Source organism: Methylobacterium sp. 142-1Y (assembly GCF_057747795.1).
Map to the genome: position 1 here is coordinate 2,198,384 of NZ_CM173224.1, position 15,067 is coordinate 2,213,450.

Annotated in this window: 13 protein-coding genes; 10 read left to right on the forward strand and 3 right to left on the reverse strand. The window is 69.6% G+C overall.

Going from position 1 to position 15,067, the window contains the following annotated elements; all coding sequences use genetic code 11:
- Positions 1-552: 552 nt before the first annotated feature.
- The 3 genes from AC3AOF_RS10005 (at position 553) to AC3AOF_RS10015 (ending at position 3,345) form a co-directional block, all read left to right on the forward strand.
- Positions 553-1,260 (forward strand): GntR family transcriptional regulator, encoded by a 708-nt coding sequence (locus AC3AOF_RS10005; RefSeq protein WP_488348394.1) that lies wholly within the window; start codon positions 553-555, stop codon positions 1,258-1,260.
- Entirely contained in the window at positions 1,257-1,934 is a 678-nt protein-coding gene (locus AC3AOF_RS10010) for a hypothetical protein (protein WP_488348395.1), read from the forward strand. Before AC3AOF_RS10005 ends, AC3AOF_RS10010 begins: the two co-directional genes overlap by 4 nt.
- A 265-nt stretch (positions 1,935-2,199) precedes the next feature.
- On the forward strand, positions 2,200-3,345 hold the full coding sequence (locus AC3AOF_RS10015; RefSeq protein ID WP_488348396.1) for an iron-containing alcohol dehydrogenase: 1,146 nt from the start codon (positions 2,200-2,202) through the stop codon (positions 3,343-3,345).
- 247 nt (positions 3,346-3,592) lie between these two features.
- On the opposite strand, the gene AC3AOF_RS10020 is transcribed toward AC3AOF_RS10015, so the two are convergent.
- Positions 3,593-4,501 carry a LysR family transcriptional regulator gene (locus AC3AOF_RS10020; RefSeq protein ID WP_236992248.1) on the reverse strand — a complete coding sequence of 303 codons (909 nt, stop codon included), beginning with the start codon at positions 4,499-4,501 and terminating at the stop codon, positions 3,593-3,595.
- 116 nt (positions 4,502-4,617) lie between these two features.
- On the opposite strand from AC3AOF_RS10020, the gene AC3AOF_RS10025 reads away from it, so the two are divergent.
- From AC3AOF_RS10025 to AC3AOF_RS10055, 7 genes are all read left to right on the forward strand, one after another.
- Positions 4,618-5,928 (forward strand): CitMHS family transporter, encoded by a 1,311-nt coding sequence (locus AC3AOF_RS10025; RefSeq protein WP_488348397.1) that lies wholly within the window; start codon positions 4,618-4,620, stop codon positions 5,926-5,928.
- Between the two features lie 224 nt (positions 5,929-6,152).
- Positions 6,153-7,490, forward strand: a complete 1,338-nt coding sequence (locus tag AC3AOF_RS10030) for an acyclic terpene utilization AtuA family protein (RefSeq protein WP_488348398.1) — start codon at positions 6,153-6,155, stop codon at positions 7,488-7,490.
- Between the two features lie 11 nt (positions 7,491-7,501).
- Positions 7,502-7,843 carry an AtuA-related protein gene (locus AC3AOF_RS10035; RefSeq protein ID WP_488348399.1) on the forward strand — a complete coding sequence of 114 codons (342 nt, stop codon included), beginning with the start codon at positions 7,502-7,504 and terminating at the stop codon, positions 7,841-7,843.
- 182 nt (positions 7,844-8,025) lie between these two features.
- Positions 8,026-8,853: an SGNH/GDSL hydrolase family protein gene (locus AC3AOF_RS10040; protein ID WP_488348400.1), complete on the forward strand. Its 828-nt coding sequence runs from the start codon at positions 8,026-8,028 to the stop codon at positions 8,851-8,853.
- Between the two features lie 313 nt (positions 8,854-9,166).
- Positions 9,167-9,739 (forward strand): helix-turn-helix domain-containing protein, encoded by a 573-nt coding sequence (locus tag AC3AOF_RS10045; protein ID WP_236990882.1) that lies wholly within the window; start codon positions 9,167-9,169, stop codon positions 9,737-9,739.
- Positions 9,652-10,242, forward strand: a complete 591-nt coding sequence (locus AC3AOF_RS10050; RefSeq protein ID WP_236993125.1) for an IS630 family transposase — start codon at positions 9,652-9,654, stop codon at positions 10,240-10,242. The genes AC3AOF_RS10045 and AC3AOF_RS10050 overlap by 88 nt, the downstream gene beginning before the upstream one ends.
- Positions 10,243-10,604: 362 nt before the next feature.
- The gene (locus tag AC3AOF_RS10055; protein ID WP_488348401.1) at positions 10,605-11,846 is read left to right on the forward strand and encodes an IS110 family RNA-guided transposase; all 1,242 of its coding nucleotides are present in this window, start codon (positions 10,605-10,607) and stop codon (positions 11,844-11,846) included.
- A 166-nt stretch (positions 11,847-12,012) separates the two neighbouring features.
- Here AC3AOF_RS10055 and AC3AOF_RS10060 read toward each other — a convergent pair whose 3' ends face one another.
- Both AC3AOF_RS10060 and AC3AOF_RS10065 read right to left on the reverse strand, forming a co-directional pair.
- The gene (locus AC3AOF_RS10060; RefSeq protein ID WP_488348402.1) at positions 12,013-13,398 is read right to left on the reverse strand and encodes an amidase; all 1,386 of its coding nucleotides are present in this window, start codon (positions 13,396-13,398) and stop codon (positions 12,013-12,015) included.
- Positions 13,399-13,410: 12 nt separating this feature from the next.
- Positions 13,411-15,027, reverse strand: a complete 1,617-nt coding sequence (locus tag AC3AOF_RS10065) for an ABC transporter substrate-binding protein (RefSeq protein WP_488348403.1) — start codon at positions 15,025-15,027, stop codon at positions 13,411-13,413.
- Between the last annotated feature and the right edge of the window lie 40 nt (positions 15,028-15,067).

Below are 15,067 nucleotides of genomic sequence, written 5' to 3' on the forward strand. Positions count from 1 at the left end.
TTTTATAATTATTTGCTTGATGCAAAAGATATTTATATAGTAATAATTTTTATATTACTGATTTATAAATATTATTCCGTTATTACCATCCCGGCGTCGCGCGGTGAAGCCCTGGATCACGAGGAGGGTCGTGATCATCGCTCTGAAGGCTCTGGAAAGCATCAGCCCGATCAGCGATGATCCTCACATCGGCTGGCCCGCCGCGTCCGGGGACATCAGTCCCGCGGGTGGCATGGCTGCGCGGGTAAAGAAGGGGCGCAGGATTTCTCCTCTCCCCGCGGGCGGGGAGAGGGCCGTGTCGCCGTTCAGGGGACGCGGCAAGCGGAGGCGAAAGCCGGAGCGAGGGTGAGGGGGTATCTCCGGAGGAGACTCATCCGGAGATACCCCCTCACCCTCGCCCTTCGGGCTACCTTCGCTCCCAACAAGGGGGGCGAAGGCCTCTCCCCGCCCGCGGGGAGAGGGGGTTCCTGCGCCCCGTCTCGTTCCGGACAGCTCCTGCCCAAGGGAGACGATGCAAGAGCCTGCGATGTGGTGGCGTTCCAGAGCGTATCGATGATCGAAGCCCCCGTCGAAGCCTCCTCGGCAGGCTCCCTCCCGGCCTGCCCCGATGCCCCGTCCCGCCTCTCCCTCACCGAGCAGGCCGCCGCCGCCCTGCGCCGGCTGATCCTCCTCAACCTGCTGCCCCCCGGCGAGGTCCTGAACGAGCCCGACCTGGTGGCCCGGCTCGGCGTCTCGCGGACGCCGGTGCGCGAGGCCCTGAAGCTGCTCGCCGGCGAGGGCCTGGTCACGCTCCGGCGCAACCGGGCGGCCCTGGTGGCGCGGCTCGATCCCGCCGACCTCGTGCCGCTGTTCGAGCTGGAAATGGCGCTGGAGAGCTTTTGCGCCGGACTTGCGGCCGATCGGATGACCACCGCCGAGATCGACCGGCTCGACCGGCTCCAGGCCGCCCTGGAGGCGGCGCGGGACGACCGCGACGCCTATACCCGTCTCAACCGCCAGGCCCACCGGCTGATCGTGACCGCCGCCCGCAGCCCGGCCATCGCCGAGGCCCATGGCCGGGCCTTCGCCCGGCTGGAGCGGGCGCGTAACTTCGCCCTCGCGGCCGACGGACGGGTGGCGGAATCTTTGGCCGAGCACCGGGCGATCCTGGAGGCCTTGCGGGCCCGGGAGCCGGAGCGCGCCCGCACCCTGATGCAGGCCCATGTCGCCCGTACCCAATCCCTGCTGGTGGTGCGCCTGACCGAGGGACCGCGCCGATGACCGATACGACGGACGCTGCCCCCCTGGCCCTCGGGGTGATCCTGCCCTCGTCGAACCGGGTGGTGGAGCGGGCGACGGAAGCGCGGCTCGCCGGCCGGCCCGCCGCCGCCTGCTACGCCCGGGTGCCCTACGGGGCGATGCTCAGGGGTGAGGCCTACGACGAATCGGTCTTCCTCACCGCCGCCGATCTCCTGGCGGATGCCGGCGTGGCGGCCCTGTGCTGGAACGCCACCCGCGGCGCCGCCCTGGGCTTCACGCCCGACGAGCGCCTGTGCGCGACCGTGACCCGCCGCACCGGCCTGCCGATGGTGACGACGGCGCTCGCGGCCCGCGATCGGATCCGCGACGGCGGCTATCGCCGCCTCGGCCTCGTGGTGCAGGGCGGGACGGAGGAGGCCGAATTGGTCGGCGCCCGCTTCGCGCAAGCCGGCATCGCGATCGGCGCCGCCCGCACCCTCGGCATCACCGAGAACCGCCTGGCTGCCGCGGTGAGCCCGTCGCGCCTCGAAGCGGCGGCGCGGGAAGCGGCCCAAGGGTCCGACGTGGTGCTGATCTGGAGCACCAACCTCCCCGGCTGGCGCCTGCCGGCCGTGCTCGACGGCGTCCCGCTCCTCGATGCGACGAGCCTCGGCACCGAGGCGCTGCTGAGGGCCGCCGGGCTACCGGTCACCTGACGCAAATCCGTCATGGCATCCCTGCGGTGCGCACCGCGGATCGCCCGTTCTGAGCAGGTTTCGCATAAGTGGCTGTCGGCTTTGCGATAGAAACCTGCGACGAAACAGGAATCTCAGCGGGCGAAGCGTTGGCGTACCAACGCAAGTCCGCTTAGGGTCGACCTACGCCCGGCAAGAGGCGCGCGGGAGGAGACGGGACGGGCGCCGCGGCACCGGCCCGCATCCGCGCGCCGCCTCTCGGGCTCCGGTCACAGCAGGCAGCCCCATGAGCCTCATCACCTATCTCACCCGGATCCAGTTCGAGCGCGGCGCCGTCCGGCTGATCGGCGAGGAGCTGGCGCTTCTCGGCGCACGCCGGCCGCTCGTCGTCACCGATCGGGGCGTCGTGGCGGCCGGCCTGATCGCCCGCGTCCTCGACGCCGCCGGCCTGCCCGCCACCACCCCGGTCTTCGACGGCACGCCCGAGAACCCGACCGAAGAGGCGACGCTGGAGGCCCGCGACCGCTTCCGGGCGGAGGGGTGCGATTCGGTGATCGCGGTCGGCGGCGGCTCGCCCCTCGACCTCGCCAAGGGCGTGGCGCTGCTGGCCACCCACGACGAGCCGCTGGCCACCTACGCCGCCATCCTCGGCGGCATCCCGCGCATCCGGGCCGACCAGCCTCCGGTGATCGCCGTGCCGACCACCGCCGGCACCGGGAGCGAGGTCGGCCGGGCGGCGCTGATCACGCTGGCCGACGGGCGCAAGCTCGGCTTCATCTCGCCCCACCTGATCCCGAACGTGGCGATCTGCGACCCCGAGCTGACGCTGGGCCTGCCCCCCGGCCTCACCGCCGCCACCGGCATGGACGCGCTGACCCACTGCATCGAGACTTACTTGAGCCCCCGCCACAACCCGCCGGCCGAGGCGATCGCCCTCGACGGGCTCGCCCGCGCCACCCGCTCGCTCCTCCGTGCGGTCCGCAACGGCGCCGACATCGAGGCGCGCGAGGACATGATGATGGCCGCGCTCGAAGGCGGCATGACCTTCCAGAAGGGTTTGGGCGCCGTCCACTCGATGTCGCACGCGCTCGGCGGCCTCAAGGCCAAGCGCCTGCATCACGGCACCCTCAACGCCGTGATCCTGCCCCACCTGCTGCGCTTCAACGCGCCGGCCTGCGAGGCGAAGTATGGTGCCCTGCGCCGGGCCATGGGTCTGCCCGAGGGCGCCGACCTTGCCGCCGCGATCGAGTCCCTGAACCGCGACCTCGGCCTGCCGACGGATCTTGCCGCCATGGGCGTGACGGAGGCCGATTGCGAGGCGCTGATCACGCGTGCGGTCGAGGACCACTCGACGGCGACCAACGGCCGGCCGGTCGGGGCGGAGGAGTTTCGGGCGTTGTTCCGGGCGTCGCTGCACGGGCGGGGGGTGTGAGCGGCCTGCTTCGATAGAAGTCCGATCTTGAGAACGGCATCCTGACACACGTGTCGCGGAAAATTTTTCAACCCCACCCGCGACCTCATGCTGAGGTGCGGGCGATCGAAGATCGCTGAGCCTCGAAGGAGGGCTCCAGGGATCGCAGAGATTTCTGGAGCCCTCCTTCGAGGTCAGTCGATCTTCGATCGACTAACGCCTCAGGATGAGGTGGAGGATGGGATCGACAGGTGAGCCGCCCCATTTCTTACGCCGTCATCGAAAACTCCGCCGCCAGCGCCGGCACCAGCTCGCCCAAAAAATCCTCGGCCGCCGCCGGCAGCGTGCGGCCCGCCTTGGCGATGAGGCAGACGGGCCGGGAAAAGCTCGCCTCGGCGATCGGGCGCGAGCGCAAGGCGGGCTCGGCCCGGATCTCGCGGACAGAGCCCGGCAGGATGGTGAGGCCGAGCCCGGCCCGCACCATGCCCAAAGCCGTCATCATGTAGGTGGCCTCGCAGGCCGTCACCGGCAGGCGGCCGGCGGCCACGAAGGCGGCGTCGACCACCGCGCGCACGCTGGTCTCGGCATCCATCAGCACCAGCGGGTACTCGGCCAGGGCTTCCAGCGTCACGATCTCGATGTCGCCGATCGGGTGGCCCTCGGGATGGACCACGTGCAGGGCATCCGCCGCGCGGGCCAGCACCGTCACGTCGGGATCGCGCACCTCGCCGCCGGTCACCCCGAGATCGACCTCCTCGCGCCGCACCAGAGCCAGCACCCGCTCGGCGATGGCGTCCTTGACGACGAAGCCCATCCTCGGGTGCGCCGCCCGGAAGGCCGCGATCGCGTCCGGCAGCAGGCCCGCCGCCACCGAGGGCAGGGCCGCGATCCGCACCGTGCCGTGGCGGCGCGCGGCGAGGTCGCGGGTGTCGACGACGACGCTGTCGAGTTCGCGCAGCACCCGCTGGAATACCGGCAGCAACTCGCGCCCGACCCGGGTCGGCGCGACGCTGCGGCTGTTGCGGTCGAGGAGCCGCACCGCCAGCGCCTCTTCCAGCCGGCGGATCTGCACGGTGAGAGCCGGCTGCGACAGGTTCAGGAGGGCGGCGGCCCGGGTGAAGCTGCGCAGGTGGGCCACCGACACGAAGGCGCGGACCTGGCGAAGGTTGAGATCCATAATGGATCGTTATCCGGGCGATCCGATCTTTTCAATTGCCGGATCGCCGGCCTCTTGGTGTGATTTGGCGACACTGAACGGCGCCACATCCGAGCGCCGCAATCTGGGAGGAAGCGATGCTGGCCCTGCTCGGCCTGTGCACCATCGCGCTGCTGCTCGCCTGTATTCTGACGAAGCGCCTGTCGCCCCTGGTCGCGCTGATCGTGATCCCGGTCACCGCCGCGCTCGTCGGCGGATTCGGGCTCGAGACCGGCAAGTTCGTGCTCGCCGGCCTCCAGAGCCTGGCGCCGGTCGTCGGCATGTTCGTGTTCGCGATCCTGTTCTTCGGCATCGTCAGCGATGCCGGGCTGCTCGACCCGATCATCGACCGGATCCTCGCCACCGTCGGCACAAGGCCGAGCCGGATCGTGCCCGGCACGACCTTGCTCGCGCTCCTGATCCATCTCGATGGCTCGGGCGCGGTGACCTTCCTCATCACCATTCCGGCCATGCTGCCGCTCTACGACAGGGTCGGGATCGACCGGCGCATCCTCGCCTGCGCGGCCTCGCTGGCGGCGGGCGTGAACTTCCTGCCCTGGACCGGGCCGATGATCCGGGCCTCCGCCGCGCTTAAGCTGCCGATCCCCGAGATCTTCTCGCCGCTGGTGCCGGTGCAGGCGGTCGGCCTCGTCTTCATCTTTGCCGTCTCGTACGGGCTCGGCCTGCGCGAGGAGCGCCGCCTGAAGCGGGCCGGGGCCGGCGCCGGGGAGGCCATCACGGCAGGCGGACGGACCTTGAGCGACGCGGAGCGCTCCTTGCGCCGGCCGGACCGGTTCTGGCTGAACCTCGTCCTCACCGTCGCGGTGCTCGGCACCATGGTGCTGATGGCGGAGAAGATCCCGCCGGCGCTGATGTTCATGCTCGGCACGGCGCTCGCGCTCGTCATCAACTACCCGAGCGTCGACGCGCAGCGCCAGCGCATCGATGCCCATGCCAAGGCGGCGGTGCTGATGGCGTCGATCCTGCTGGCGGCGGGCGTGTTCACCGGCATCATGCAGGGCACCGGCATGCTGAAGGCGATGGCGCAAGGCGCGGTGGCCTTCGTGCCGCCCGGCCTCGCCCCGCACATCCCCTTCGCGCTCGGCCTCGTCTCGATGCCGCTGAGCATGCTGTTCGACCCCGACTCGTTCTATTTCGGCGTGCTGCCGGTGGTGGCCGAGGTCGCCCACCAGCTCGGCGTGCCGCCGTTGCAGGTGGCGCAAGGAGCCCTGCTCGGGCAGATGACCACCGGCTTCCCGGTGAGCCCGCTGACGCCGGCGACCTTCCTGGTCTGCGGCCTCACCGGCATCGACCTCGCCGACCACCAGAAATTCACCTTCCCGTTCCTGCTCGCGGCCTCCGTGGTGATGACGTTTGCCGCTGTCGCCTTCGGGGTGTTCCCACTGTGATACCAACGGCCCAAGATGCTGACGCATCGGGCCGTTGAGCCATCTCGAATTTTCGACACCAAGCCAAAGGCTTGGCGAAAATTCGAGAACGGAACCAAAGGTCGTTTTCAACGACCGTTGGTCTGAGTCCGCAGCACCCGCAGGGTGCTGTGCAAGCCCGAACGGGCGTCGGCGCCCATGCGCCGGACGCCTTCGCCGGAGGCGAAGGCACAAGGAGGAGAATGATGAAGTCCGTCCGCCTGGGCGCCGGGGCCGGCTATGCCGGCGACCGGATCGAGCCCGCCATCGAGCTCGCCGAGCACGGCGCCCTCGATTACCTCGTCTTCGAGTGCCTGGCCGAGCGCACCATCGCGCTCGCCCAGCAGGCCCGCCTGCGCGATCCCGCCGCCGGCTACGATCCGCTGCTGGAGGCCCGGATGCGGGCGGTGCTCGCGCCGTGCCGGAAGAACGGCACCCGCATCGTCACCAACATGGGCGCCGCCAACCCGCTGGCCGCGGCGGAGAAGACCCGGGCCATCGCCCGCGACCTCGGGCTCACCGGCCTCAAGGTGGCGGCGGTGATCGGCGACGACGTGCTTGAGGCGGTCGGCGCCGACGATTACGAGGTTCTGGAGACCGGCGGCCGGGTGCGCGACCTCGGGAACCGGGTGATCTCGGCCAATGCCTATCTCGGCGCCGGGCCGATCGCCGCGGCTCTGGACCAGGGCGCCGATGTCGTCGTCACCGGCAGGGTCGGCGATCCGGCGCTCTTCCTCGCGCCGCTCATCCACGCCTTCGGCTGGGCCATGGACGATTGGGACCGGCTCGGGCGCGGCACGCTCGCCGGCCACCTCCTCGAATGCGCCGGGCAGATCACCGGCGGCTACTTCGCCGATCCGGGGGTGAAGGACGTGGCGGGCCTCGCCCGCCTCGGCTTTCCCATCGGCGTCGTGACCGAGGACGGCGACATCGAGATCACCAAGGTGCCGGGGTCGGGCGGCCAGGTGACGCTCGCCACCTGCAAGGAGCAATTGCTCTACGAGGTGCACGACCCCGCCCGTTACCTCCAGCCCGACGTGGTGGCGGACTTCTCCGAGGTCGCCATGGAGGCGGTCGGCCCCGACCGGGTGCGGGTGACCGGCGGACGCGGCACGCCGGCGACCGGGCTGCTCAAGGTCTCGGTCGGGCTGATCGATTCGTATATCGGCGAGGGCCAGATCTCCTATGCGGGCCCCGGGGCCGTCGGGCGCGGGCGCCTCGCCCTCGACATCGTGCGCGAGCGCTTGAGGATCACCGGGGTCCGGGCCAGCGAGCTGCGCTTCGACCTGATCGGCGTCGATTCCCTGCACGGCTCGCATCTCGCCGGAGACACCGAGCCCTATGAGGTCCGCATCCGCGTCGCCGGACGCTGCGACAGCCTCGAGGAGGCGGCGCGGATCGGCAACGAGGTCGAAACGCTCTACACCAACGGCCCGGCCGGCGGCGGCGGCGCCTGGAAATCGGCCCGCGAGGTGGTCGGCGTGCTCTCGGTGCTGGTGCCGGCAAGTCTCGCCCGGCCGAGCGTGCGGATGTTCGAGGCGTGAAGGAGACGACGATGAAGCTGCGCGCGCTCGCCCATTCCCGCACCGGCGACAAGGGCAACACCGCCAACATCTCGCTGATCGCCCACGATCCGGCGGATTATCCGCGCCTGGAGCGCGTTGTCACGGCCGAGCGGGTGCGGGCCCATTTCGCCGGCCTCGTCCGAGGCGAGGTGACGCGCTACGCCCTGCCCCGCCTCGGTGCCCTCAACTTCGTGATGACGGAGGCCTTGGGCGGCGGCGTCACCCGCTCGCTGGCGCTCGACGCCCACGGCAAGGGGTTGAGTGCGGCGTTGCTCGACATGGAGGTTCCCGACGAGGCGGAGCCCTCCCCGGCAACCGGTTCTCAAGCTTAAGCTCGGGTGAGTCGAACCGGCGCAGTTTTCGGAGAACCCCTTCGCCTTCGCTGACCAGCCGAGCAGAGCCCTGGGGCTGGACTTGGCTCAGCTTCGTTTTCGGCTGGATCGGCGCTCACGCGCATGTTACCCGACAGATACGGAACCGATCTGGTTCGTCTCCCTCCTTGTCCGGAACTGCCATGCTTCGCCGGTCTCACCTGGGCCGGATGGCCTGCCTCTCGGCGGCCATCCTCGCCGGTCACCTCGTTGCGGTCCTCCCCGCCGCGGCGTGCCCGGCCTCGCTGCCGCCGGCGGCGGAGCGGATGAGCCTCGACGTGACCGAGGCCCATGTGGCGCGGCGCGAGGCGGTGCGGGTGCTCGCCATCGGCTCGTCCTCCACGGAGGGCATCGGCGCTTCCGCGCCGGACCGGACCTATCCCCATCTGCTGGAGCAGTCCCTGCGGACCGCCTGGCGCGGCACCCCGGTCGCGGTCACCAATGCGGGCATCGGCGGCGAGACCGCGGACCAGACGCTGGCGCGCCTCTCCGAGGCTCTCAAGCAGCCGGTCAAGCCCGACCTGGTGATCTGGCAGGTCGGCACCAACGACGCGATCACCGGCGGCAGCGAGGCGGCGTTCCGCGGCCGGCTGGAACAGGGCATCGCCCTCGTCCGCGCCGCCGGCAGCGACCTGATCATCCTCGACCAGCAATATTACCCGGCCATCCCCGACCACGCCCGCTACGAGCGCTTCGTCGGCCTGGTGGCCTCGGTGGCGACGGGGGCCGAGGTGCCGGTCTTCTCGCGCTACGCCCTGATGAAGGATTGGAACCGCCAGGATCCGGGCCTGCTCGACGGCATGCTGTCCTCCGACAAGTTCCACATGGGCGACCAGGGCTATGCCTGCCTCGCCCAGGCGCTCGGCCGCGACATCCTGAACGCCGTGACCCCGCGGCCCGACCCGTTCCAGGCGGTCGCCCGCGCCAAGCGCGAGAAGCTGCCGGACCAGGTGACCCTGAAGCGGGGTTGACCGGAATAGAGCGTCAGGTTCGCACCCTCGAACGGAGATCGTTCGGGGGCGCATGACTTCTCGACGTCCCGAATACTAGAGTATTTTCCGACGAAGTGGACGCCGGTTCGTCGCAGAAAATGCGGCAAAATCAAAGATCTAGAGAGCTTCGCGATTGCAATGCGATCGTGAAGTGCTCTAGGAGCAGCCCATCCCACCCACAGCCTCATCCTGAGGTGTCATACGATTTCCGTATGATTCGATCAGCTTAGCTGTGAACTGACGGGTGTGCTGGCGCATTTGTTGGGCATGCTGTTTGTCGAAGGAGGCGGCGATGGCTGGCCCGGTGGCCCACCTGAGCGTGTCGGAGTTGGCGGAGCGCTTCACGGCCTGCCGTGACGCGCGCACCGCCCGCCAGACCCAGGCGATCTGGCTTCTGGCCAAGGGCCACAGTTTCGCAGAAGCCGCCGCGGCGACCGCCTTCAGCGAACGCTGGGTGCGCCGTTTGTGCGAGCGCTACAACGCTGAGGGGGTCGAGGCGCTGGGTGATCGGCGCCGCCACAACGGGGCCGCGGCCAGCCTCCTGACGCCAGATGTCCTCGAGCGATTGCGTCAGCGCCTGGCCGAGCCGCCGCCGGACGGGGGCGTGTGGACGAGCCGCACGGTGGCGGACGTCCTGGCCCAGGACCTGGGGCGCGAGCAGGTGGCGGTGCAGCGCGGCTGGGAGGCGCTCAAGGCGCTGGGCTGGTCGCTGCAACGGCCGCGCCCGCGCAACCCGCGCGCGGCCACGCCCGAGGCTGCGCAGGCTTTTAAAAAAAGTTGGCGCAGGCCGTCGACGAGGAGGAGGCCCGTGAGCCGCGCCTGCCGGTCGTCGTCTACGCGATGGACGAGCACCGCCTCGGCCTGAAGCCGGTCACGCGACGGGTCTGGGCGCCGGCGGGAGAGCGGCCGGTGGCGCTGGGCCAGCATCGCTTCAAGTGGCTGCACGTCACCGCCTTCGTGGCGCCGGCCATGGGCGAGACGGTGTGGTACCTCTCCAACGGCCTGTCCAAGCCGTTCTTCGAGCGACTCTTGGCCGACTTCGCGCGCGAGGTCGGAGCCGGCACGCGCTGCCGGGCGGTGGTGATGCTCGACAATGCCGGCTGGCACACGCAGCCCAATCTAAGCGTGCCCGAGGGTGTGCGGCTCGTCTACCTGCCGCCCTATACGCCCGAACTGCAGCCGGCCGAGACGTTGTGGCCGCTGGTCGATGAGCCGGTGGTCAATCGGTACATCGCCAACCTGGATGAGTTGGAACGCGTGGTCGAGCAGCGGTGCGCGACCTTAAGCGAGCAGCCCGGCCTCATCAGCTCACGCACAAGCTTCCACTGGCTGCCCAAAACCGCAAAGCCAAAGCCCAAGCTGGCCTAATCAACCGGAAAGCGTATCATACGCTTTCCGATTGATCGCTTCGCGATGCGGAAAGCGGCTTCGCTCAGGCGCCGCGCGGGCTGATGATACGAAATCCGGAAGTCATCTTCCGGATTTCGTATCAGTTCGTCACCGGCTTCGCGGTCCCTTGCGGATGAAACATATGGCAGAGTGGACTTGCCGTCGGCGGAGAGATCGGTTCGTCTTTGGTGTGCCAGACCCCGCGTATCAGTTGGATCCGGGCTCCTCTTCAGTCCCCTCGCTTGCGTCACGGGCCGGTCCTCGGGCCAGCCCCGGAGCGCGTCATTTAGATTTGATCTCACGGGAGCCTGCGCCGGCGGCCTGACGGCAAGGAGATCGTGATGAAGGTCCTCTACCCCCGCTGCGCCGCCCTCGATGTTCACAAGGACACCGTCGTCGCAGCCATCCGTCTGGCCGAGAGCAGCGAGGTTCAGCGTGAGGTGCGTACGTTTGCCACCACCACGCCCGCTCTGCTCGACCTCTCCGCCTGGCTCGACGAGCACGCCTGCACCCATGTCGCCATGGAGGCGACCGGCATCTACTGGCGCCCGGTCTGGCAGGTCCTCGACGCCGACAGCCGCACCCTGATCCTGGCCAATGCCGCCCATGTCAAGAACGTGCCCGGCCGCAAGACCGACGTCGCCGACGCGGTCTGGCTCTCCGACCTGCTCGCCCACGGCCTGATCCGCGCCAGCTTCGTGCCCGAGGCTCAGACCCAGGCGATGCGCGACCTGCTGCGCACCCGCAAGCAACTGGTCCGCGAGCAGGCCAGCCACGTCCAGCGCATCCAGAAGACCCTCGAGGAGGCCAACCTCAAGCTCGCCTCGGTGCTCACCGACATCATGGGCCAGTCCGGTCGCGCCGTGCTCGACGCGCTGGTCAAGGGCGAGCGCGATCCGGCTGGGCTGCAGGCGCTGGTCAGCCCGCGGGTGAAGGCGGCGCCCGAGGCGATCCGGGCCGCGCTCACGGGCCGGATCGGGGATCACCACCGTTTCCTGCTCGGTGTGCATCTACGCCAGTACGACGGGTTGGGGCGAGCGATCGCGGAGATCGACGCGCAGGTGGAGCGCGACCTCGGCCCTTTCCGGGAAGCGGTGAAGCTGCTGGTGACGATCCCGGGCATCAGTGACCTCACCGCGCAGGTGATCCTCTCCGAGATCGGCCCCGACATGAGCCGCTTCCCGACCGCCGGCCATCTGATCTCCTGGGCCGGGCTGTGCCCGAGGAACGACGAGAGCGCGGGCAAGCGGCGCTCGACGCGGCTGCGCAAGGGCGCGCCCTGGCTCAAGACGGCCTTGGTGCAGGCCGCCTGGGCCGGAGTGCGCAAGAAGGCGAGCTACATCAGGGCGCAGTTCCAGCGCTTGCGCGGCCGGCGCGGCCCCAAGAAGGCGATCTGCGCGGTCGCCGCTTCGATGTTGACCGCGATCTATCACATGCTCAAGGCCGGCACGGCTTACGTCGATCCCGGGCCTGATCACGGCCGCAAGGCGGCCCCGACCATCCGCGCCAAGGCGCTCGTGCGGCAGATCGGGCGCCTTGGATTTGCGTGCGAAATCAAACCCGTAGAGCCAGTTTCTATTTAGTCCATCGGAGATGGACTGACCTCGAAGGAGGCCTCCAGGGATCGCAGCGACATCTGGAGCCCCCCTTCGAGGTCAGCCGATCTCGGATCGGCTAACACCTCAGGATGAGGTCGTGGGAGGGATCGAAGCGGCATTTACGACGCTATACTCTTCGCTCCGCAAACACTCATAATGTCGGCGCCCGCAGGTGCCACTCCGTCGCCCCCTGATATGCCTGCCCGATGCGCAAAGCCGTCGCCTCGTCGTAGCCGCGGCAGACGATCTGGAGCGAGAGCGGCAGGCCTTCCGGCGTGAATCCGTTCGGCAGCGCCAGGGCGCAGAGCTCCAGCAGGTTGCCGAAGCGGGTGAAGCGCGAGGGCAGCGCCGCCTGGTCGACGGCGTCGAGGGGAATCGCGGCGGTCTCGGTGGTCGGCGTCAGGAGCGCGTCGATCCCCTCCATCGCCCGGGCGAAGGCGGCCTTCATCTCCTGCTGCATCCGGCGCGTGCGCAGGTAGTCCTGCGCGCTCACCCCGGCCCCGGCAAGGATGCGCAGGCGGACATCCTCGTCGAGGAGCGAGGCCCGGTCCTCGGACAGCGCCCCATTGAAGAAATAGCACTCGGCCATCACGATCGCCGAGGTCGTCAGCAGGTCGGCGAAGCGGAACGGCAGGTCGATCTCGACGATCTCGGCACCGAGTCTCGCCAGCACCTCCAGAGAGGCGTCGTAGGCATCGAGCATCTCGGGCGAGACGCCCGCCCGCTCGATGGCGGGCATCCGGGCGAGCCGCATTCCCCGGACCCCGCGATGCAGCACCGGCATCGGGTCCTCAGGCTGGATGCCCCGCGTGTTCGGGTCGCGGGGATCGGGGCCCGACAGCAACGTGTAGAGGAGCGCCACGTCCTCGACGCTGCGGGCCATGGGCCCCGGCGTGTCGAGGGTGGTGCTCAGGGGCACGATGCCGGCGGTGCTGACCCGGCCGACCGTGACCTTGAGACCGGTCAGCCCGCAGAACGAGGCCGGCAGCCGCACCGAGCCGCCGGTATCGGTGCCGATCGCCCAGGGCGCCATCCGGGCCGCCACCGCGACGCCCGAGCCGCTCGACGAGCCGCCGGGCGTGCGCGGCGTCTCCCGGTCCCAGGGGTTCCAGGGCGTGCCCATGCGCTGGTTGGTGCCCCAGCCGCCATAGGCGAACTCGACCGTGTGGGTCTTGCCGAGCACGATCATGCCCTGCGCCAGCAGGCGCCGGGCGATGGTGGCGGTCTCGCTCGCGCGGCGCTCGCGGAAATGCGCCGAGCCGCCGGTGGTGATCCGGCCTTCGAGATCGATCAGGTCCTTGAGCGCCACCGGCACGCCGTGCAGCGGCCCGACGGCGTGGCCGGCGCGGATCATCCGGTCGGCGCCCTCGGCGGCGAGCCGCGCATCGTCGCCGTAGACGTCGACGAAGGCCCGGAGCTTCGGCTCGAGCCGGGCGATGCGGTCGAGATGCGCCTCCACGACCTCGACCGGCGAGATCTCGCGCGCCGCGATGGCGCGGGCGAGGAGGTGGGCGGGACGCTCGGTCGGGTCGGTCACGATGGCTGTCCTCTACTGTACGCTGATCCGGGTCATGTCGACGAACCACGACTGGGGCGAGACGAAGCCCTTCACCCGCGGCGACATCGCCCTGGGGTTGAGATCATGCACGATGTACAGCCAGGGCGGATCATCGACCAGGCGCTCATGCGCGGCCCGCGTCGCCCGGGCGGCGGAATCGGGGTCGGTCGCGGCAGCAAGCTCACCCATCGCCGCATCGAACCGGGCATCCTGCCATTGCGGGAAGTTGAAGCCCTTCGGCGAGACGTTGGCCGAGGAGAAGTAGCGCGCCATCACGGCGACGTCCGAGGAGGGCGAGGAGACGTTGAGCGCGTTCGCCCCTTGCAGGGCCGGCGCATCCGGCGCCGCCCGCCCGGCATTGAGCAGCACCTGCCACTCGACGACATTGAACGTGACGTCGACGTTGCAGGTCTGCTTCAGGTTCTCCTGCAGGAACTCGTTCATCGGCAGCGGCTGCATCTGGCCCGAGCCGGAGGTCGAGATCATCACCTTGAGCGACAGCGGAGCCTTGTCGGTGAAGCCGGCTTCCGCGAGCAGCGCCCTGCCCTTCTGGGGATCGAGGCGGTAGCGGTTCTGCGGCGCGCCGAAATTCGGATCGGACACTTTCAGCCAGCCGACGGCCGGCTCGGCGGTGCCGTTCAGGAAGGTCACCAGCCCGTCCCGGTCGATGCAGTAGTTGAGCGCCTGGCGCACCCGCACGTCCCTCACGGGGCTGTTCGCGGCGCCGATATTGTAGAACCACGGCCAGACATGCGGGTAGGAACCGGTGGTGATGGTGAACCCCGCCTGCCGCAGGGAGGCGAGACCGTCGGGTGCCGGCGCCTCGATCCAGTCGACCTGGCCCGCGCGGAGCGCCGCGAGGCGGGCATTGGCCTCCGGGATCGGCATCAGCCGTACCTTGTCGACCTGGGCGAGGTGATCGCGGTCCCAGTAATCCGGGCTGCGGGCGAGTTCGACCGCCTCGCGCGGCCGCACCTGCGTGATGCGGAACGGTCCCGTCCCGGCGGCCGGCAGCATCGCGACCTTGGCCCAGTCCCGTCCCGCCCGCTCGAACGAGGCCGGCGAGGTGAACAGCAGGTAGACCACCATGTAGGGGAAGTACGAGGCCGGAGCCGCGCTGGTGATGGCGACCGTCCGGTCGTCGATCTTGCGGTAGCGCGCCATGAGCGGCGCCCGCGCCCGGGTGATGCCGGCGGCCGGAAGCTCGTAATGCGGGCTGTCCGGCTTGAAGTAGCGGTCGAGATTCCAGATCACCGCATCGGCATCGAAGGCGGTACCGTCATGGAAGCGCACGCCCTGGCGCAGGTGGAAAATCCAGGTCTTGGCGTCGTCCGGCGCCTGCTCCCAGCGTTCGGCGAGTCCCGGCCGCAACCCCGCCAGCCGGTCGGTGCGCGAGAGATCCCACAGCACCAACCCCTCGAAGACCGGGTAGCCGAGGAAGCGCATCCCCTCGAAGCCGTTATTCGGCATGCCGGTGGTGGTCGGCACGTCGGCGGCGGTCATGCCGATGCGCAGGATCGAGTCGGCCGAGACCGGTTGGGCGAAGACCGGCGCGAGCCCGAGGAGGAGAACAGAGAGGGCGACGGAGGAACAGAGCGGGCGGGACATGACGGCGGGCTCCGTGAAAGCCCCTCCGCCGCCGCAAGAG

Bases quoted from the DNA above. Each gene is read 5' to 3' on its own strand.
- AC3AOF_RS10005 (WP_488348394.1), top strand. From the start codon at position 553: ATGATCGAAGCCCCCGTCGAAGCCTCCTCGGCAGGCTCCCTCCCGGCC.
- AC3AOF_RS10010 (WP_488348395.1), top strand. From the start codon at position 1,257: ATGACCGATACGACGGACGCTGCCCCCCTGGCCCTCGGGGTGATCCTG.
- AC3AOF_RS10015 (WP_488348396.1), top strand. From the start codon at position 2,200: ATGAGCCTCATCACCTATCTCACCCGGATCCAGTTCGAGCGCGGCGCC.
- AC3AOF_RS10020 (WP_236992248.1), bottom strand. From the start codon at position 4,501: ATGGATCTCAACCTTCGCCAGGTCCGCGCCTTCGTGTCGGTGGCCCAC.
- AC3AOF_RS10025 (WP_488348397.1), top strand. From the start codon at position 4,618: ATGCTGGCCCTGCTCGGCCTGTGCACCATCGCGCTGCTGCTCGCCTGT.
- AC3AOF_RS10030 (WP_488348398.1), top strand. From the start codon at position 6,153: ATGAAGTCCGTCCGCCTGGGCGCCGGGGCCGGCTATGCCGGCGACCGG.
- AC3AOF_RS10035 (WP_488348399.1), top strand. From the start codon at position 7,502: ATGAAGCTGCGCGCGCTCGCCCATTCCCGCACCGGCGACAAGGGCAAC.
- AC3AOF_RS10040 (WP_488348400.1), top strand. From the start codon at position 8,026: ATGCTTCGCCGGTCTCACCTGGGCCGGATGGCCTGCCTCTCGGCGGCC.
- AC3AOF_RS10045 (WP_236990882.1), top strand. From the start codon at position 9,167: ATGGCTGGCCCGGTGGCCCACCTGAGCGTGTCGGAGTTGGCGGAGCGC.
- AC3AOF_RS10055 (WP_488348401.1), top strand. From the start codon at position 10,605: ATGAAGGTCCTCTACCCCCGCTGCGCCGCCCTCGATGTTCACAAGGAC.
- AC3AOF_RS10065 (WP_488348403.1), bottom strand. From the start codon at position 15,027: ATGTCCCGCCCGCTCTGTTCCTCCGTCGCCCTCTCTGTTCTCCTCCTC.